Annotated in this window: 23 protein-coding genes; 6 read left to right on the top strand and 17 right to left on the bottom strand. The window is 68.5% G+C overall.

The window, feature by feature from the left end:
- The first annotated feature begins 140 nt into the window (after positions 1-140).
- A complete protein-coding gene (locus tag ACFQDH_RS02720) occupies positions 141-1,595 on the top strand; it encodes a hypothetical protein (RefSeq protein WP_382398229.1) in 1,455 nt (484 codons plus the stop codon).
- Positions 1,596-1,601: 6 nt separating this feature from the next.
- Here the strand turns inward: ACFQDH_RS02720 and ACFQDH_RS02725 are convergent, their stop codons facing one another.
- The 14 genes from ACFQDH_RS02725 to ACFQDH_RS02790 form a co-directional block, all read right to left on the bottom strand.
- Positions 1,602-1,988, bottom strand: coding sequence for an Rv3654c family TadE-like protein (locus ACFQDH_RS02725; RefSeq protein ID WP_382398231.1), 387 nt, complete (start codon positions 1,986-1,988; stop codon positions 1,602-1,604).
- Positions 1,985-2,326 carry a TadE family type IV pilus minor pilin gene (locus ACFQDH_RS02730; protein WP_382398233.1) on the bottom strand — a complete coding sequence of 114 codons (342 nt, stop codon included), beginning with the start codon at positions 2,324-2,326 and terminating at the stop codon, positions 1,985-1,987. The genes ACFQDH_RS02725 and ACFQDH_RS02730 overlap by 4 nt, the downstream gene beginning before the upstream one ends.
- A gap of 68 nt (positions 2,327-2,394) precedes the next feature.
- Positions 2,395-2,622: a DUF4244 domain-containing protein gene (locus ACFQDH_RS02735; protein ID WP_382398235.1), complete on the bottom strand. Its 228-nt coding sequence runs from the start codon at positions 2,620-2,622 to the stop codon at positions 2,395-2,397.
- A gap of 81 nt (positions 2,623-2,703) precedes the next feature.
- Complete coding sequence (locus ACFQDH_RS02740; RefSeq protein WP_382398237.1) at positions 2,704-3,270, bottom strand: type II secretion system F family protein; 567 nt, start codon at positions 3,268-3,270, stop codon at positions 2,704-2,706.
- Positions 3,267-3,962 (bottom strand): type II secretion system F family protein, encoded by a 696-nt coding sequence (locus ACFQDH_RS02745; protein ID WP_382398239.1) that lies wholly within the window; start codon positions 3,960-3,962, stop codon positions 3,267-3,269. The genes ACFQDH_RS02740 and ACFQDH_RS02745 overlap by 4 nt, the downstream gene beginning before the upstream one ends.
- Positions 3,959-4,387: an ATPase, T2SS/T4P/T4SS family gene (locus tag ACFQDH_RS02750; protein WP_382398241.1), complete on the bottom strand. Its 429-nt coding sequence runs from the start codon at positions 4,385-4,387 to the stop codon at positions 3,959-3,961. Before ACFQDH_RS02750 ends, ACFQDH_RS02745 begins: the two co-directional genes overlap by 4 nt.
- The gene (locus ACFQDH_RS02755; RefSeq protein ID WP_382398243.1) at positions 4,327-5,172 is read right to left on the bottom strand and encodes a CpaF family protein; all 846 of its coding nucleotides are present in this window, start codon (positions 5,170-5,172) and stop codon (positions 4,327-4,329) included. Before ACFQDH_RS02755 ends, ACFQDH_RS02750 begins: the two co-directional genes overlap by 61 nt.
- Positions 5,169-5,873 (bottom strand): CpaE-like family protein, encoded by a 705-nt coding sequence (locus tag ACFQDH_RS02760; protein ID WP_382398245.1) that lies wholly within the window; start codon positions 5,871-5,873, stop codon positions 5,169-5,171. The genes ACFQDH_RS02755 and ACFQDH_RS02760 overlap by 4 nt, the downstream gene beginning before the upstream one ends.
- Positions 5,874-6,707: 834 nt before the next feature.
- Positions 6,708-7,544 (bottom strand): Fic family protein, encoded by an 837-nt coding sequence (locus ACFQDH_RS02765; RefSeq protein WP_382398247.1) that lies wholly within the window; start codon positions 7,542-7,544, stop codon positions 6,708-6,710.
- An 81-nt stretch (positions 7,545-7,625) separates the two neighbouring features.
- Positions 7,626-8,108, bottom strand: coding sequence for an SRPBCC family protein (locus ACFQDH_RS02770; RefSeq protein WP_382398249.1), 483 nt, complete (start codon positions 8,106-8,108; stop codon positions 7,626-7,628).
- Positions 8,105-8,422, bottom strand: coding sequence for an ArsR/SmtB family transcription factor (locus ACFQDH_RS02775; protein WP_382398251.1), 318 nt, complete (start codon positions 8,420-8,422; stop codon positions 8,105-8,107). The genes ACFQDH_RS02770 and ACFQDH_RS02775 overlap by 4 nt, the downstream gene beginning before the upstream one ends.
- 32 nt (positions 8,423-8,454) lie before the next feature.
- Entirely contained in the window at positions 8,455-9,063 is a 609-nt protein-coding gene (locus ACFQDH_RS02780) for a hypothetical protein (RefSeq protein ID WP_382398253.1), read from the bottom strand.
- 3 nt (positions 9,064-9,066) lie between these two features.
- Positions 9,067-9,405 (bottom strand): YrdB family protein, encoded by a 339-nt coding sequence (locus ACFQDH_RS02785; RefSeq protein WP_382398255.1) that lies wholly within the window; start codon positions 9,403-9,405, stop codon positions 9,067-9,069.
- On the bottom strand, positions 9,405-9,845 hold the full coding sequence (locus tag ACFQDH_RS02790) for a nitroreductase family deazaflavin-dependent oxidoreductase (RefSeq protein WP_382398257.1): 441 nt from the start codon (positions 9,843-9,845) through the stop codon (positions 9,405-9,407). The genes ACFQDH_RS02785 and ACFQDH_RS02790 overlap by 1 nt, the downstream gene beginning before the upstream one ends.
- Positions 9,846-9,969: 124 nt before the next feature.
- Between ACFQDH_RS02790 and ACFQDH_RS02795 the strand changes: the two genes are divergently transcribed.
- The 3 genes from ACFQDH_RS02795 to ACFQDH_RS02805 all read left to right on the top strand — a co-directional run bounded on the left by ACFQDH_RS02795 (position 9,970) and on the right by ACFQDH_RS02805 (position 12,684).
- Positions 9,970-10,659 (top strand): TetR/AcrR family transcriptional regulator, encoded by a 690-nt coding sequence (locus tag ACFQDH_RS02795; RefSeq protein WP_382398259.1) that lies wholly within the window; start codon positions 9,970-9,972, stop codon positions 10,657-10,659.
- A gap of 203 nt (positions 10,660-10,862) precedes the next feature.
- A complete protein-coding gene (gene nhaA / locus ACFQDH_RS02800; RefSeq protein WP_382398261.1) occupies positions 10,863-12,158 on the top strand; it encodes a Na+/H+ antiporter NhaA in 1,296 nt (431 codons plus the stop codon).
- Between the two features lie 124 nt (positions 12,159-12,282).
- Positions 12,283-12,684, top strand: coding sequence for a phage holin family protein (locus ACFQDH_RS02805; RefSeq protein WP_382398263.1), 402 nt, complete (start codon positions 12,283-12,285; stop codon positions 12,682-12,684).
- Positions 12,685-12,815: 131 nt separating this feature from the next.
- On the opposite strand, the gene ACFQDH_RS02810 is transcribed toward ACFQDH_RS02805, so the two are convergent.
- Positions 12,816-13,469, bottom strand: coding sequence for an NUDIX hydrolase (locus ACFQDH_RS02810; protein ID WP_382398265.1), 654 nt, complete (start codon positions 13,467-13,469; stop codon positions 12,816-12,818).
- Positions 13,466-14,227 carry an endonuclease III gene (nth, locus tag ACFQDH_RS02815; RefSeq protein WP_382398267.1) on the bottom strand — a complete coding sequence of 254 codons (762 nt, stop codon included), beginning with the start codon at positions 14,225-14,227 and terminating at the stop codon, positions 13,466-13,468. Before nth ends, ACFQDH_RS02810 begins: the two co-directional genes overlap by 4 nt.
- Positions 14,228-14,326: 99 nt before the next feature.
- On the opposite strand from nth, the gene ACFQDH_RS02820 reads away from it, so the two are divergent.
- Both ACFQDH_RS02820 and ACFQDH_RS02825 read left to right on the top strand, forming a co-directional pair.
- On the top strand, positions 14,327-15,004 hold the full coding sequence (locus tag ACFQDH_RS02820; RefSeq protein WP_382398269.1) for a Crp/Fnr family transcriptional regulator: 678 nt from the start codon (positions 14,327-14,329) through the stop codon (positions 15,002-15,004).
- Positions 15,005-15,266: 262 nt separating this feature from the next.
- Complete coding sequence (locus ACFQDH_RS02825) at positions 15,267-16,070, top strand: PP2C family protein-serine/threonine phosphatase (protein WP_382398271.1); 804 nt, start codon at positions 15,267-15,269, stop codon at positions 16,068-16,070.
- Positions 16,071-16,081: 11 nt separating this feature from the next.
- Here the strand turns inward: ACFQDH_RS02825 and ACFQDH_RS02830 are convergent, their stop codons facing one another.
- The gene (locus ACFQDH_RS02830; RefSeq protein ID WP_382398273.1) at positions 16,082-16,870 is read right to left on the bottom strand and encodes an MBL fold metallo-hydrolase; all 789 of its coding nucleotides are present in this window, start codon (positions 16,868-16,870) and stop codon (positions 16,082-16,084) included.
- Positions 16,871-16,904: the final 34 nt, after the last annotated feature.

Consider the following 16,904-nt stretch of genomic DNA (forward strand, 5'->3'; position numbering starts at 1 on the left):
GCATTCTGCAAGATCCTTGCCATTCCGCCACCAGAACTGCGCAAAAGGTGGAGGATGCGGCCATGTGGGAGGTTGCAAAACGCAGGGGACATGTGGGTTTGGGACCGAGCGTCTCAGGGCCTTGGAACACATTCGCGGACATGAACGCTGTGACCGGATGGTTGTTGTGGTCACACCGGATGTCGTCACGCTTCGGGGGTATGACGGGCAAGGCATTCGCCGCCGCTGCGCGCGACCGCGGCGTACCGCTTTCGGAGACCGAGGTCTCGCGCGCCGAGAACGGTGAATCGGACATCGCGATCACCGCGGTCGGCAAGTACGAGCGGATGCTGGGCATGCCTCCGGGCACGCTCAGCGCACCGCTGCGATCAGCGGCGCGCCTCGCTCCGCACGCTCCCGGATCGGACCGGCTCGCCGCGTTGCGATCGGTGCCGAAGACGCAAGAAGCGCGACACAAGGTCGTCGATGACTTCTACGTCCGTTATGTGGACGGGGATCACTTCACGGCCAGCGACTGGCTGATGCTCGTCGACGCGATCACCTACCGCGACAACTCTTTGCTACCAGATGCCTTGGTAGCGCAATGGATCCGCTTGCTGCTGGACGAAACCATGCGGGCGGTGAACGGCGCCTACTACCCGCGGATCGAAGCCCTGTCCACCATTGCCGAGTGCGACAGATATGCCATGCACCTGCTGGTGGCAACGCGGGAGCTCACCGCTGCGAAGGGCGTCTCGGGAGCTCCGGATGCTTGGAGCGTTGTCGGTGACATCCGCAACCCTGAGGTCATCGACACGCTGATTGCTGAGTTGCCGTCCGTCCCGGATCACCGGCTCATCGACTATGCGCCCACGTTGATGATGCCCGCATACCGAAGCTCGTTCAGCACGGCGCAGGCGCAGGCGATCGCCACCGAACTGGAGCGGCGGCTCAAGCATTGGTCGCTGGCATCGTACGAACCGATCGCCATCCTGGCCGCCGAACTCCCGACGTCGATCGGCGAACCGATCCTGCGGCGCATCGACAATGTTCATCCGCTGTCGCGCCTGACCGGGCGCCGCGCCAACAGGGACGCGACCGGCGAAATCGTGACCTATACGAACGCGGCGATGGCGACGACCTGGCCGAGCCATCCACACGGCAGCGTGCTGCCCGAGTTGCTCCGCCTGGCGCTCAGCAGCGAGCACACGGGCTTCCGGCATCACGCGACGACGTTGATCTACTCCAGTCCGTTCGCGGCAGCGATCTGCGATGCCGCCGCTGACCTGTGCACACCGGACGAGCGTCCGCTGACCCGACAGCTTGCGACTTACCTCGTCTCGCGCCTCGCGACGCCGGACAACGACGAGCGGCTCCGGCTGTTGCTCAAGCACGGCACCAGTCGTGGCATGGTCAGCAACACACTCATGGCCATGGCGCACGCCGGAATCCTCACCGATCAGGACGACCTGCAGCCGTTCCTGACCAAGCGGGACTACCACGCTGTCGGCGTGTATGCGGCGGGCATCACCCACCACCCAGACCTCTACAGCAAGGCGGCCGACGGGGACGACGCCATCTGGTGGCGGGAGAAACGCGGCGGCATCTGGGAGTGAGCGCGGTCAGGGCGGCGTCGGTGCCTTCGACGGCGCCGGATCCGGACCCGCCCGGGCGCGCGCCTGCGCCGGACCGAACCCTGGCCAGCTCGCCTTCGTCGCGACGCTGACGGTGAGGTCGTCTCCCACGATCGAGCACTCGACCAACGACCCGCCGTTGCGCGCTGCCACTTCCGCGGCCACCTCGCAGGGCGAGCGGACGTCGGCTCCGACCAACACCTGCGCACCCGCGAGCGCGGCAAGGTCGGCCGCAGCACGAGCCCGATGACTGGCCTGAACTGCCGAGAGCAGCGCCAGCGCGCCGGTCAGGCAGAGCATCACGACGCCGATCGCCATCACGCCCAGCACGGTTGCGGAGCCTTGCTCCCGCTCGCCTGTCGTGTACCGACTCATGAGACGGGCTCGGAACTCTCGACCGGTGTCGTGATCACCGAACGCAGTGGTTTCCCGCCGACCAGCCAACCGAACGGCCCGGGAACCGGAGCCGTCACGGTCACCGTCACCTCGGCACGCCCACCGCCGGCGACGGCGACCGTGCTGCCCGACGGACCGGCACGGACGCCGACCTCCTGCACCGCCGACGTGCTGTCACCCCTGGCGGCAGCGCGCGCCGCCACGCGGGCGGCATCGACGCATCGCACTTGATTGATGCCGATCATTACCGCGTTGACCGCGATCAACAGCACGAAGATGAGCGTGGGGATGGTGGCCGCGAGCTCAGCGGTGACCATGCCGCCGTCTCTATGCCGGGCCCGGCGCGCCTCTCTCGCCCGCGCCCGTCGCGGCCACCTCCCCGGCATCAGGACGCGACGCTCAGCGCCGACTGGATGATGCCGGTCAGCGCGGTCTTCACCGCACCCGACTTCACCACCGCCATCAGCACGACCGCGAACGCGACGGCCGCGAGCGTGCCGACGGCATACTCCGCGGTGGTCATTCCCGCCTCGCGACGCTCTGCCTGTGTGGTCGCCAGCTGTAGCCAGCGCGCCTGCAAACGCGCGCCCAGCCGGATTGTCCTTCGTGACATGTGATCTCTCCTTCTCTCGATGAATTGCCCTCTGCGAGAGCGCTGTCCGCGCGCCATTGGCGACGCGGGTCATGAAGTCACTCACCTCATCCCGGTCATCAGGTCTCCGGCGAGCGCGGCGATCACCGGCACGACGGTCAGTAGCGCGAACGCCGGCAGGAAGCACAGCCCGAGCGGTATGACGACCAGCACCGACAACCTTCCGGTGGCCTCCTCGATCCGGCGTTGCTCGGCCCGACGCATGTCCGCGGCGGCACGCTTGAGGAGGCCGGCGGGTGGGACACCGGCCATTCCGGCGAGGGCAACCGCCTGCTCGGCAGGACGCCAGATGCTTGGCAGGCCGTCCCAAGCTCTGGCCTCCGCGACACCCCAGCGCAGTGCCGCCACGACCTGCCGCAGGTGTGCTGCCACGACCGGGCCGCTGCGCTCGGCGACCACTTCGACCGCGGTCACCAACGGCACACCGCTACCCAGTGCGAGCGCCATCAGGTCGAGCGCGCCGGCAACGCTCAACACGTCCTCCGCGGCGGAGCCCGCGACTGGCTCCGCCGGTGCCGCGGCCGTGCTCGCACCCGGCCCCAGAGCCGCACGCGACGGCCAGAGCATCGGGAGCACGGCCACCATCAGCGCCGCGAGAAGGATCGTCATGTCAGCACCGTCGGAGCGCTCGCCCGCCGGATCATCCGCCGCGTCAGCAGCCTGCCCGCCAGCACGAAGCCGCCGCCGAGAACCAGCACGGTGAGTCCGAGCGGCCCGGCATACAGACGCCACGGCGGCACCCCGATCACCATCGCGATCCCGATGCCGAGCACCGGCAACATCGTGAGCAGTTGCATGGTGGCGCGCGGCCCGGCGGTCGCTCCGACGATCCGGCGGTCGAGGTCGAGCTGCTCGCGCATCATCGCGGTCGCCGCGGCCAGGGCGTCGCCGATCGCGCAGCCCAGTTGCTCCGAGAGCGCCCAGGCCCTGGCGACCTCACCGAGGGCGGAGACACCGTGTCGGGCCTGCAGGCCCGCCCACAGCGGCGCCAGCTCCGCGCCCGCAGCAGACTGCCGCGCGAGCAATCGCAGGTCGTCACGCAGTGCCGGGGCGGACACTGTCGCCGAGGTCAGCAACGCAGAGGTCGCCACCGCGGTCGCCGGTGTCACTCCGGCCGCGATCGCGGGTGCGATGCCCTCGACCATCGTGGTCAGCGCGTCCAGATCTGCGTTGTGCGCCTTCCGTCCGCGTCGTCGCCAGCGGACCGATCGCTGCCCCTGCTCACGAGGTATGGCGGGACCTCGCCGCGCTGGCCAGCACAGCACCGCGAGCGCAGCGCAGACCGCGGCCAACAGCGTCACGGCGACTCACCCACCGCAGCCTCGGCCGGTGGCGCTGCCGAACCGGTCGCGTGCTGGTCGAGCAGGCCGACCAGCGCGCTCCAACCCTCGACCGCGCGCAGCCGCCCGCCTTCGCGCCGCATCGCAGGCATCACCTGCAAGCGGTCGCCCACCCGGTGGATGACGCCGATCTCCGCGACGACCCGAGCGCCGGCCTCACGTCGGACGTGGATGACGATCTTGACCGCGGATGCCAGTTGCGAGCGCACGGCTCCGCCGGTCATGGCGGCGAGCGCGCCGAGAGCCTCAAACCGGCTCAACACGTCACTGCTGGTGTTGGCGTGCACCGTGCCGCAGCCGCCCTCGTGCCCGGTGTTGAGCGCGCTCAGCAACTCACGCACTTCGGCGCCGCGGACCTCGCCGACGACGAGCCGGTCGGGACGCATCCGCAGCGATTGCCGAACCAGGGTCGACAGGGTGATCTCCCCTGGCCCTCGACATTCGGGGCGCGACTCTCCAGCCGGATCACGTGCGGGTGGTCGATCTGCAGCTCACGCACGTCCTCGACCACGACGATGCGCTCATCGGGGGCCACCTCCGCGAGCATCGAGGCCAGCAGGGTTGTCTTGCCGGAGCCGGTGCCGCCACTGATCACGAAAGCCACTCGCGCCTCGATGATTCGGCGCAGCACTGCCAGTCCTTCCGGGCAGCACGTGCCGGACTCTGCCAACTGGGTCAGTGCCGGTGGCTCCCGGCGCGGGATGCGCAGGCTGATGTGCGCGGCGCCCTCGACCAGTGGCGGCAACAAGGCGTGCAACCGCACCCCTCCGGGCAGCAGACCATCGACGTATGGCGAGGTCTCGTCCAGCCGACGTCCGGCACGGGTGGCTAGACGCACCGCGAGCCGGCGCACGGACGCCGCGTCCCCGAGCTCGACCGGCGCACGCTCCAGGCCCGCGCCACGGTCGATCCACACCCCGGCCACGCCGTTGACCAGCACATCGGTCACACCGGGCACGGTGAGCAACGGCTCGAGCGGGCCGGCACCGAAGACGTCCGCACGCAGTCGCCCCGCGAGGTTCTGCACGCTGCGCTGGCCGAGGACCGCGGCGTCGAGCTCGGCAAGTTGCTCGACACTTTCGCTGGTCGGTGACCTGCCCTCCCGGATCTGGGCCCACATCGCGTCGCCGACCGCTCGTTCCTCAAGTGGAGAACTTCGTGGGGTGCTCATGCCGCGGCCGCGTCGGGCAGCAGTAGGTCGCGCAGTAGTCGGTCGCACTCACCGACATACGCCGACCGAGGACGCGACCCGGCCGGCACGCCCCGCTCGGCGTCCACCGCCAGTCGCCGGTCGGTCGGCAGGACAGCCGCGAGTCGCATGCCGAGCGCGGCGGCGGCCTCCCGGGCGGCAGCCTGTCCGGCACCGCGCACCACCAGCTGTGGCACTCGATCGATCCGATGTGCGGTCGCACCCGCCGCGGCGAATCCAGCAGCAGTGCCGCGAGCGACGAGAATCAGCTCGTCATACCCGGCAACGGTCTCGGGGGTGGCCAGCTGTCGCCCCACGTCGACGAGCAGCAGGTCGTGCACCGGGCGCAGGCCGCTGAGCGTGCGCTCGAACAATTCGTCGGCAACGGTGCACCACTGGCGACCGAACGACAGCACGCTCGGCCGGTTGTCGCCTGCCGGCAACCGCTCCACGAGTCGCTCGCCGTCCAGCGGCCCGTCAGATCCGAGCAGGTCCTCCCAGCGCACGCCCGGCTCGGTCTCGATGCCGAATGCGACATCGAGCCCACCGCCGCACGGATCGGCGTCGACGGATCCCACCCGCCGCCCTGCGGCGTGTGCGCGCACCGCCAACGCCACCAGCAGGGTCGTGGCACCCGCGCCGGTGCCACCGCCGAGGACCGCGATTGTTCTCACGTCATTCATGCAACTGATCGTGCGATGTGCGGAACCCGAATCGACATGGTCACGTCGCTACTTGTGGATGCCGGCCGACTGCCAGACGGGGTGTGGATGAGGGGACCGAACGGTGGTCGGTCGGCGTTCTTGGTGCCGTGAGTCAGAAACCGAGCAGGTGGGCAGACCAGGCTAAGAAGACACCGGGACATATGAAGACCCCCGCCGGGGGGTGGCGGGGGTCTTCAGTTGCAACGTGTCCCCGGGGGGGTTAGGAACGCGCTGCGGCGCTTCGACCTGGAAGGGAGCGCTTCGAGTTCAAGTGTGAACGGCCGACGGGCGCAACACAATGCTCCTGGGTGTTCCCATAAGAAGTCCTTACCTTCCCCAGAACTGCCGGGTTTGAGTAAGGAAAGCGGAACCCTTCACAGACTCCGGTTCCGCCGAAAAGTATTCGCGCTCAGCCGCTCTGGGAGCAGCGAATCTCCTGGCACACCTCAACCACGCCGGACTTTTGGGTGGATGCCCCGGTTGACTTGGGGTCCCCGCGAAGTATTCGGAGGAGCGAAGCGGGGGAGAAACTTCGTGGGGTAAGACGATGGCCCCGCCACTCCGAAGAATGGCGGGGCCATCAACCGCTTTCTACCTCCAGTTACCAGTGCGTGCATTCACAAGGTTTGTCGCCAGGGCGCAAGGCCCCGAACGAGCGGTCCATAACGTGGACTGACTCCGCGTGGGTACCGGTTTCGATAGCGGTGGTCGTCGGATTCCCATCCGTCGCTGATGCACTCATGTCTACTCCGATCGGCGCCGTCATACAAGACTTGTATATGCACCGCGCCGGGCGGACAATCCACCCCCGACTCAAGGTGCCGTGAGCCGTCCGGCGAGCACCGCGTCGGCGATGGAAGTGGCCTCGGCAACACCCGCCACGACGGACTCGGCGTAGTGCCGCAACCACAGCGCGACACCGTCGGGGCTGCCAGCGCTGTATGCCGCCAGTGCGCCTTGGTAAGCGACCGCGCCCTGCCGTGAGTAGCCGGCTTCGCTCACCACAGCTCCGGTCGGTTCGACGCCGAGCACTTGCAGCAGCAAACGCTCCAATGCCCTTGCCACCATTGCATTTCCGTGCACGAAAGGCCGAGCAGACGCAATCTCGGCGTGTGCGATCGCGGCAACCAGAATGCCCGGTTCGGCCTTCGAGTTTGCGATCAGTTCGATGACCCCGCGCAGCCGGGCGCCGGCCGTTGCAGCGTCCGGTGGCTCCCCCAGATCTCGCAGCTCCGAGGCGGACTCGCCAGACCGCCGGGGGCGCCCGAGCTGGTCGGCGTCGGCCAGGTCGGCAGCGGCCGCTGTGTGTAGTCGGGCCAGCGCCTGAGCGGGCGCGGTCAACACGACCGATGCCAACTGCTCGGTCGCGCTGGTCGCCTGGATCGCGCCGTGCAGCACTCGCTCCTCGGGACCGTCATGACCCAGCGGCGTCGCACCTCGTATGACGTCACGAACCAGGTCGACCGGGAACTCCGCACCCTCCAGGAACGCGCTCGCCCGCGCGCCGCGGACCCGCGACTCCGCCGCCACCTCCGGCACTCGGCGGCGCAGGGCACCGTGCCAGCGCAATTGCGTGCACGCTTCGCGCGCGGCGTCGAGCGCGGACGCCACTCCCGGCAGTGCGGTCAGCCCGGTCAACGTTGCGGTCATCCGGTGTCGTTCTCCTCGGCCCGGTCGTCATGGACCCGTCGAGGATAGGCGCCGGAGCGGCAGGTCGATCTGGCGACCGGGTCAGTGTGCGGCCACGGAGCCGGCCAGGGCGGCATACCGCTGCAGGTAAAGGGGCCAGCCGTTCTCGCCGTCGAGCGCCGCAACCTGCCCCGGCCACGCGGGGCCGTGCCGGTCCAGGTGGTGGTGATGCAGGTTGACGTCGGTGCGGTCCGGGCCGTCGGCGGTGAAGCGCACCTCGACCTCGCTGGCGTTCTCCTTGTCCTGCACCTGCCAGTCGGCGCCGATGAGCCACGCGAATCGCAGCAGGGTGGGCGGCTGGACGTCGAGCACCTCGCCCCAGACGCACTCCGACCCGTCCTCCGCCCGGTCGAAGATGCGGCCGCCGGGCCGCACCTCCATGACCGTGCTGGCGACGGGACTCGACATGAGGTTGTGCTCGCGCGGCTTGATCAGATCGAACTGCTCGGTGAAGACGCGGAAGGCCTCGGCGACCGGCAGCGGGACGCTGACCGACCTGCGGACCTCGGGGTTTGTGTTCGTCATTTCTTCGAATCCTTCTCGTGCGCTGCCTGCTCACCGAATCGGGTGAGCGTGCGTGCCCAGAACGCATCGAGCTGATCGCGCAACGCTTCCACCGCAACGGGATTCAGCCGGTAGACCCGACGGGTCCCCGACGGCTCCTCGGCGACCAGACCCGCGCCCTTGAGCACTTTCAGGTGTTGGGAGACGGCCGGTCGGCTGATCGGCAGGCCGGCCGCCAGGTCGACCACCGCCAGCGGTCGCTCCGCGAGCAACTCGACGATCGCCCGGCGGCGAGGATCCGCCAGCAGGTTCCACTCATCTTGGTAAGTTGCCACGAACGGTAAGTTGCCACTTACCTTCCCCGAAGTCAAGGGTCGTCGGTATGCCGCCCGGCCCCGGCCGCTTCCTTGTGCAGGATCTCGGCGTTGATCGGCATCCGCCAGCGGCTGGCTCCGCCGTGCCCGGTGACCGCATTGAGCAGGCCCGCGACCCGCCACGAGATCCCGACCGCCATACCCATCAAAAAGACCGCGAGCGGGATCTCGATGAGGATCGCGGAGGCGACCGACAGGTGCAGGTCGCCCGCGTCCGAAGTCGTGACGTCGAACCACACATCGGCCAGCAGCAGCACGCCGGCCGCGAAAGAGGTGAGCACCACCAGCATCCGGCGCTTCCAGGCGAAGTACGCCGTCAGCCCGAGCAGCAGGATCAGCAGCACGTCGAACCCCGACCAGGTCAGCGCCCAGGCCTTCGCGACGTAGCGGTCGGGCAAGCTCACCGCGAGGTATGCCGTCCACGGGACCAGCAACGCGGCAGCGACCGCGGTCACCGTGAGTGCGACCGCCCGCCTGCGCCGTAGCCGGTGCTCCACGGCGGCCAGCGAGGCATCGATGACCACGCCTTGACGCAGCCGGCGGATCAACGCCTGTCGCGCCGCAGGGTCGAGACCATCGATCTCGTCATCCGTCAGCGGCATACGTCAAGTCAACCGCATCGCGGTGACAGCGACCGTGTTTACGACCATGAGCGCGGCCCAAGAGGTGGCGACCCACGTCGGCAGGACCAGGTATGCCGCCAGGAGACTCCCACCGAGCACGAGCACCTTGACGGCGATCGCGAGGGCGGGCTGGTCGTATGTCGCCTTCGGCGCGGCGAACAGCCCCCACAGGACCACCGCCGATCCGACCACCAGGGCGACCGCGAACAACTGCGCTATCAGCCCCTCCGGAGCGAACCGCCATGCCCAGACACCGAGCAGCACGAGCGCACCGATCTCGATGAAGAAGGCCACGACGTCATTGACGCCGACCGTGTCCATCAAATTCGCTCGAGCCGAAAGACCGGGTGGTCCACGACGACCGCGGCGAGTTCGGCGTCGGTCGATTTGGCGCTGACACCCTCGGGGAAGAACTTGCCGACCTCCCAGGCCCAGCGCTTCATGTACTGCCGCATCACCGGGACAGCGCTGTCGTCATGCACTTCGTGCGCGGTGTATGACGCCTCAGACCGCCCGGTGCGCAACGTGATTCGAGGATCGTGACGGACATTCTTCACCCACTGCGTCTGCCCGCGGGGCGCGACGAGGTAGAGCTGACCCTCGAGCCGCAGCGGGTTGACCGGGGTGCTGTGACTCTTCCCCGATTTACGACCGGTGACGACGAGTTCCTTGGCGCCGAACGCGCTGACGCCGAGGCGGGACAGTCGCTTCACGATCACATTGAAGATCCGGGTGCTGCGGTCGAGCTCTTGAACGGACATGACATTCGTCTCCTTTGAGAATCCGAGAGCATTGCTCTCGAAAGGAGATTAGCCCTTCTCGAACTTAAAAACAAGAGCACTGCTCTCTCTTGCGTTCCCCGCTCACACTTGCCAGCATGGCCACATGAGCCCGACCCCGCGCGAACGCGCCCGCATCGACACCATGCAGCGGATCCTGGAGTCCGGCCGAACCCAACTGGCCGAGCACGGAGCCGCGGCCCTCTCGCTGCGTGCCGTCGCCCGGGACCTGGGGATGGTGTCGTCGGCGGTCTACCGCTACGTCGCAAGTCGCGACGACCTGCTGACCGCGCTGATCGTCGAGGGCTACCGGGATCTCGCGGAAGTCGCCGAAGCCGCGGCCGCCGGACGTGCCGCGCCGGGTCGCCGGTTCGTCGCGCTCTGCGAGGCCATCCATCGCTGGGCCCGGGAGCACCCGCACCAATACGCGCTGCTGTACGGCTCACCGGTCCCCGGTTATCGCGCTCCGGCCGACACCATCGTTGACGCAGCACGCGCGCCGGTTGCCGCCATACAGCTGGTGGACGCGGCGTGGAGCGCCGGCAACCTCGCGGACGACGTGCCCACGCCGACCGCCGCGCCCGCATTGCGTCGCCAGGCCAAAGATCTGGGCGCCGCGCTCGAGACCGAGCTGCCGGAACGGGTCCTGCTGCGCTTCACCGCAGCGTGGACGCAGGTCTTCGGCGTCATCAGCTTCGATCTCTTCGGGCAATTCGTCGGCAGCTTCGAGCCCGGCGACCAGGTCTGCACGTTCACCTTCCGGACCGCCGCGCAAGCGATCGGTTTCCCCGAGTGACCGCTCACTGCCCGCTGACGGCATAACCCGCGATTGACGGTCGGGACAGCGATTGACTCCGCTGCTGCGCCGTCAACGACGGTTTCGACCGTCAACGGTGGGATCGGTAGACTGGACGGCGGTGTGCCGGGAAGTCTGGTCGGCGACGCAACAGGCAACCCCAAGCGTCGCAATGCGCAAACCCCGCACCCGAAAGGCCCCGTATGACGATCCGGCCCATCACCCGCGTGTTCACCCGCGGCGACTGGCCCGAGGCCCGTCGTGTCGCCGGGCTGCTGCGCCAGGAAACCGTCGGCGGCGCGTTGCTGCTGATCGCTGCACTGGCCGCACTCGTCTGGGCCAACTCTCCATGGCGCGGCGGCTACCACGACCTGGTCGCCTTCCACATCGGCCCCGACATCCTCCACCTGCAGCTGAGCCTGGCGCACTGGACCTCCGACGGGCTGCTGGCGATCTTCTTCTTCCTCGCCGGGCTGGAGTTGAAGCACGAATTCACCCATGGCGCACTGCGCGATCCCGGCAAGGCGGCCGTGCCGATCGTCGCGGCGTGCTGCGGGGTCGCCGTGCCCGCCGCCCTGTATGCCGCCTGGCAGCTGTATGGCGGGGGCGCTCTCAAGGGCTGGGCCATCCCGACCGCGACCGACATCGCATTCGCGCTGGCGGTGCTCGCGGTCATCGGCACCCACCTGCCTTCAGCGCTGCGGTCGTTCCTGCTCACGCTCGCCGTGGTGGACGACCTGATCGCGATCACGATCATCGCCTTCTTCTACACCTCGAGCATCAGCCTGATCTGGCTCGTCGTCGCGATTGTCGGGCTCGTCGCGTTCGCTCTGACCATCCGGCACGGCCGAAACTCGTTGCTGCTCATAGCTTTCGGTCTCATCACCTGGCTGGCCGTGCTTAACTCCGGCGTGCATGCCACCGTCGCAGGTGTCGCCCTCGGCCTGTTGATCCCGGTCACGAACCGGCCGGGCGAGCAGACCGCACTCGGCGAGCGCATCGACCGGCGCGTGCGGCCCTTCTCCGCTGCGATCTGTGTGCCGGCGTTCGCCTTCTGCTCCGCCGGCGTGACCGTCGTCGGCGGCGGACTGGGCGACGCGCTGAGCGATCCCGTCACCGTCGGTGTGGTCATCGGCCTGGTGCTCGGCAAGGCGATCGGCGTCTTCGGCGGCACCGCCCTGACCGTGCGACTGACCCGCGCCGAACTGGACGACGAGCTCGCCTGGTCCGACGTCTTCGGACTGAGTCTGCTGGCCGGCGTCGGCTTCACCGTGTCGCTGCTGATCGGTGAGCTGGCGTTCGGCGACGGCTCGATCGAAGACGAGCACGTCAAGCTCGGGATCCTGGCCGGCTCGCTGATCGCGGCGGTGCTGGCGAGCGTGGTGCTGCGGTCGCGCAATGCGACATACGGACGCATCCACGAGCTGGAGTCTCGCGACGCGGACGGCGACGGGGTCCCCGACTGCTACGCCGATGGCGGGCCGCAGGCGGCCGACTGACCCCTGCCGGATGCCCGGGCTTGGTGCCGACACCCGTGAAGTGACTAAGGTACCGATGAGTTCGATGCGCTTATTCTGAAAACATTAGATAGAGCGAGCCGACAACCACTACGAGGAGTAATCGATGGCCCAGACCACCAAGGGCGCGGAGCGCAGTCTCGGCCAGTTGGTCGCGGACGCCTCGACCGACCTGAAGTCGATCGTCAAGGACGAGATCGCACTGGCGAAGGTCGAGGTCAAGGCGGACGTCTCCAAGGGCGGCAAGGGTGCGGGCCTGCTGGCCGGCGCGGGGCTCTTTGCGCTCTACATGCTCGGGTTCCTGCTGCTGGGACTCGCCTGGGGGCTGCACGCCATCGGATTGCCGATCTGGGCGGGCATGCTGATCACTGCGGGCGTTCTGCTGGTGATCACCCTGATCCTGGCACTGCTGGGCATCAGCGCCCTGAAGAAGATCAAGGGCAAGCCGGCACGCGCCATCGACAACGCGCAACGCACCGTCGCCGCGGTCAAACCGCCTAAGGTCTGACAGCAGCTTCGTTTCGAGATTGAGCGGCATACCGCTGCATTGAGCGGCCTACCAATTCCACCCGGATCGGTAGGCCGCTCAATGCGTTCGTATGCCGCTCAATCGGTGGTCGCGCGGGTATGGCGCCCCGGTCAGCCACCCTGCAGATAGCGACTGGGCACTCGCCGTTCGTCGGACCGGTCCCAGGGCTGCTCCAGCCCGGCGAGGCGCAGCGTCGCATCGAGCAGGATCGCGGTGAAACCCCACACGTAGAGACCCTTGACCTCGAACGCTGGTGCCACGAACTCGCGCCCAGGCACCACCGCGCTGAACCTGTTGGCCGGGTCGACCAACTGCGCGAGCGGCACCCGCTCCACGCGCGCGACTTCCGCGGTGTCAACTACGCCGATGGCCGACGGCCGCTCCCACCAAGCGGCGATCGGGGTGACCCGGAAGCCCGTCACGCTCAACGGCAGCGACGGCAGCACTCCGACCACCCGCACGCCATCGCGGTCCAGACCGATCTCTTCGTGAGCCTCGCGCAGTGCGGTGTCAGCCATCGACCGGTCGCCCGGGTCGACGCCACCGCCGGGAAATGACACCTGACCGGCGTGCTTGCGCAGGGTCGCCGACCGCTCGGTGAGCACGACGTCCTGACCGCCGAACTCGTCCTGGCCGAAGAGCATCAGCACGGCCGAGGCCGTGCCGGCCGCCTCGGGTAGCCCCGCGATCATCGGCGCCTCGTGCGCGCGCTCCTCCAGGTCGCGCAGCCAGTCCGGCTCAGGTGCGGAGACCAACTCCGTCACAGCACCGCAGCCGGCTCGGGCACGCCCTCGGGCCGGGTCACGCCCGGTGCCAGCTCGAACTTCAGCAGCTTGCGGGCTTTGTCGGGGTCGGTCTCCCCCGCGCCGTATGACGGGCACCATCGCGCGATCGGACACACCCCGCAGGCCGGACGCTTGGCGTGGCAGATGCGGCGCCCCTCGAAGATCAGCACGTGGCTGAGCTGGGTCCACTCCTTGCGCGGGAACATCTCCCCGATGGCGTGCTCGACCTTGACCGGGTCCTCCAGGTCGGTCCAGCCGGCGCGGCGCACCACCCGGCCGAAGTGGGTGTCGACCGTCAGCCCGGGCAGCCCGAAGGCATCGCCCAGCACGACGAACGCGGTCTTGCGGCCCACACCCGGAAGCGTGACGAGGTCCTCCAGCCGGGGCGGCACCTGGCCGTCGAACCGCTCCACCAGCGCCTGGCCCAGCGTCATCACCGACTTCGCCTTCGCGCGGTAGAACCCGGTCGGGCGTAGCAACTCCTCCAACTCCTCGCGATCGGCACCGGCATACGCAGCGGCGTCCGGATAACGGGCGAAGAGGGTCGGCGTCACCTTGTTGACGCCGACATCGGTGGTCTGCGCGGACAGGATCGTGGCGACCAGCAACTCCAGCGGCGTGGTGAAGTCGAGCTCGCAGTGCGCGTAGGGAAACTGCTCCTGCAAGGCGCGGAACATCTTGCGTGCCCGACGGGTACGGGACAGGTCGGACTCGGCCGAGACGTCGATGGGCTTCACGACATACGACCCTATTCCCGGCGTCGGACAACGACTCGCGGGGCGCGAGGAGATGTGAGCTGCGCAACTTCTGTGGGCGGCTCGTGGCAGACTGCACACGTGGATACCGAGGCCGTGCGCAAAGCGCCATTGTTCGCCGCTCTGGACGACGACGCCGCAGAAGCGTTGTTGTCGACGATGACCCGCACCAAGATCGCCCGTGGACAAGAGCTGTTCCACGAGGGCGAGCAAGGTGACTCGCTCTACGTCATCACCGGCGGCAAGGTGAAGTTGGGCCGCCGCTCGGCAGATGGCCGGGAGAACCTCCTGGCCATCCTGGGCGAGGGCGAGATGCTCGGCGAGCTGAGCCTCTTCGACCCCGGCCCGCGCACCGCGACCGCGAGCGCCATCGCCGACACCGAGCTGGTCGGCCTCTCGCACCCGGACATGACCGCTTACCTCGGCACGCGCCCCGAGATCGCGATGACGATGCTGTCCGCCCTGGCCGCCCGGCTGCGCCGCACCAACGAGGCCCTCGGCGACCTGGTCTTCACCGATGTGCCGGGCCGCGTCGCCAAGGCGCTGCTGGACCTCTCCCGACGGTTCGGCCAGCCCTCGAGCGAAGGAACCCTCGTCGCCCACGACCTGACGCAGGAAGAGCTCGCCCAGTTGGTCGGAGCCTCCCGCGAGACGGTCAACAAGGCGTTGGCCGACTTCTCCTCGCGCGGCTGGATCAAGCTTGAGGCGCGCGCCGTCACGTTGATGGACGCCGAGCGTTTGCAGCGCCGGGCTCGCTAAAGCCCCGCGTGTCCTGCGGCGACCCGGCATAGTGCCTCCGCGGGCGGGAACCACGCACCTGCTCGTGGCGTCTGCCTGACGGTACGCACTGTGGCTCATTCTGCGTCGGCGTTGCGAGTCGCAAGCTCCCTGCAACGCCAACGCATCTCAAGCTTTCTGTGCCTGTCCAGAATAAACTTCAGTAGTTGTCCGACGGAGGAGAGGCGCGGGAGTGGACACGAGCGAGGCATCGGATGGGGCGGAAGACCCACGCAATCACGTTGTGCTGTCACCGCATTCGTGGGTTGCCGGCATCTCCGACATCGGCCGCCGACACCACCGCAACGAGGACTCGATCGCGCTAGCTACCTCCAGCGAGGCAGGCGCCCGCGCCGTGCTGGTGGCCTGCGATGGCGTGTCCACCTCGACCGATTCCCACCTGGCCTCGCAAGCCGCCGCGATCGCTTCGATGGAGCGTCTCACCCAGCCGATGCCGCGCGCCGATGTGCCCGACGAAACTTGGTTGGACACCGCCGCGCAGGCCTTCGCCGAAGCCGCCGAAGCCGGCAGTGCCGCCGCCGCCGCGACCGGCACGGACGACGACGACCCGACTCCCCCGTCGTGCACTTTCGCGGCCGCGGTCGTCGAGGACAACCTGGTCGTCGGCGGCAATGTCGGCGACAGTCGCGTCTACTGGATTCCCGCGGCAGGCCCGGAGCGCGCCGTGCAGTTGGGCCAGGACGACTCGATGGCCAACGAGCTGATCCGACACGGTGTGCCGCGGGACAACGCCGAGAACGCGCCCAACGCCCATGCGATCACCCGCTGGCTGGGCCGCACCGCGCCGCCCGATCTCACGCCACGACTCGCGCACCTGATGGCCGAGGAGGCCGGCTGGGTGCTCGTGTGCACCGACGGCCTCTGGAACTACTGCTCGGCACCCGCCGACCTCTGGGATCTCGTGCAGCGGGTTCGCTCGTCGCACGGCGAATCTCCCGCCGAGATCGCCGCCGGGCTGGTGGATTTCGCCAACGACTCCGGCGGTCACGACAACATCAGCGTGGTGCTGGCGGCTCTCGCTCCGTAGTGCGGGCCGCGTCAGCCGCGCAAATACTCCAATTGCGCCTGCACGCTCAGCTTCGCTGCGGGCCACACTTCGCGCGGCACTGCGGCATACACCCGCTCGACGATCGCCTGCGCGACGTCGGTGGCGTCCGCGTCACCGGCCGCGAGCGCGGCACGCACCTGATCGAGTCGCTCGAGCCGATGCTTCTTGTATGACGCAATGACCGCTCCCGCATCGGCATGTGTCGGCCCATGCGCCGGCGCCAGCGCCGTCGGACGTTGCGCCGCTATGGCGTGCAGCTTGTCCAGCGAGGCCAGGTAGGGGCCGAGCGCTCCGTCGGGATGCGCCACGACCGTGGTGCCACGACCCAGCACGGTGTCGCCGGTGACGAGCACATCGGCGTCGGGCAGGTGGAACGACACCGAGTCGGCGGTGTGGCCAGGAGTCGCGATCACCCGAATCTGTAGCAACCCCAACACGATTCGCTCGTCGTCGGCGAACGCGTCGCCGTGGCCACCACCGCGGACCGGTACGTCGACCAGCTCCGCCCAACGGCCTAGCGACTCGGTGTGATCGTGGTGCCAGTGCGTGATCAGGGTGAGTCCGACGCGTGCGCCGAGTTGCTCGACATACGCCAGCACGGCCTGCAGATGGCCTTCGTCCAGCGGTCCTGGATCCACCACGACCGCGGTGTCGTCACCTGGGGTGTGCAGCACCCAAGTGTTCGTCCCGTCGAGCGTCATCGGGCCCGGGTTGGGCGCCAGCACCGCGTGCGTGTGGTCTCCGATCGAGCCGCCGCGCCATACCGAATCAGTCGTCACGACAGGCAACGCTAGCGGCCTTTCACCGGATTGC

This window comes from Flexivirga alba (assembly GCF_042661025.1).
Taxonomy (GTDB): Bacteria; Actinomycetota; Actinomycetes; order Actinomycetales; family Dermatophilaceae; genus Flexivirga; species Flexivirga alba.

What these genes read in the sequence shown, in the direction of transcription:
- ACFQDH_RS02720 (WP_382398229.1), top strand. Translation starts at nt 141, where the DNA reads ATGAACGCTGTGACCGGATGGTTGTTGTGGTCACACCGGATGTCGTCA.
- ACFQDH_RS02725 (WP_382398231.1), bottom strand. Translation starts at nt 1,988, where the DNA reads ATGAGTCGGTACACGACAGGCGAGCGGGAGCAAGGCTCCGCAACCGTG.
- ACFQDH_RS02730 (WP_382398233.1), bottom strand. Translation starts at nt 2,326, where the DNA reads ATGGTCACCGCTGAGCTCGCGGCCACCATCCCCACGCTCATCTTCGTG.
- ACFQDH_RS02735 (WP_382398235.1), bottom strand. Translation starts at nt 2,622, where the DNA reads ATGTCACGAAGGACAATCCGGCTGGGCGCGCGTTTGCAGGCGCGCTGG.
- ACFQDH_RS02740 (WP_382398237.1), bottom strand. Translation starts at nt 3,270, where the DNA reads ATGACGATCCTTCTCGCGGCGCTGATGGTGGCCGTGCTCCCGATGCTC.
- ACFQDH_RS02750 (WP_382398241.1), bottom strand. Translation starts at nt 4,387, where the DNA reads ATGCGTCCCGACCGGCTCGTCGTCGGCGAGGTCCGCGGCGCCGAAGTG.
- ACFQDH_RS02755 (WP_382398243.1), bottom strand. Translation starts at nt 5,172, where the DNA reads ATGAGCACCCCACGAAGTTCTCCACTTGAGGAACGAGCGGTCGGCGAC.
- ACFQDH_RS02760 (WP_382398245.1), bottom strand. Translation starts at nt 5,873, where the DNA reads ATGAATGACGTGAGAACAATCGCGGTCCTCGGCGGTGGCACCGGCGCG.
- ACFQDH_RS02765 (WP_382398247.1), bottom strand. Translation starts at nt 7,544, where the DNA reads ATGACCGCAACGTTGACCGGGCTGACCGCACTGCCGGGAGTGGCGTCC.
- ACFQDH_RS02770 (WP_382398249.1), bottom strand. Translation starts at nt 8,108, where the DNA reads ATGACGAACACAAACCCCGAGGTCCGCAGGTCGGTCAGCGTCCCGCTG.
- ACFQDH_RS02780 (WP_382398253.1), bottom strand. Translation starts at nt 9,063, where the DNA reads ATGCCGCTGACGGATGACGAGATCGATGGTCTCGACCCTGCGGCGCGA.
- ACFQDH_RS02785 (WP_382398255.1), bottom strand. Translation starts at nt 9,405, where the DNA reads ATGGACACGGTCGGCGTCAATGACGTCGTGGCCTTCTTCATCGAGATC.
- ACFQDH_RS02790 (WP_382398257.1), bottom strand. Translation starts at nt 9,845, where the DNA reads ATGTCCGTTCAAGAGCTCGACCGCAGCACCCGGATCTTCAATGTGATC.
- ACFQDH_RS02795 (WP_382398259.1), top strand. Translation starts at nt 9,970, where the DNA reads ATGAGCCCGACCCCGCGCGAACGCGCCCGCATCGACACCATGCAGCGG.
- nhaA (WP_382398261.1), top strand. Translation starts at nt 10,863, where the DNA reads ATGACGATCCGGCCCATCACCCGCGTGTTCACCCGCGGCGACTGGCCC.
- ACFQDH_RS02805 (WP_382398263.1), top strand. Translation starts at nt 12,283, where the DNA reads ATGGCCCAGACCACCAAGGGCGCGGAGCGCAGTCTCGGCCAGTTGGTC.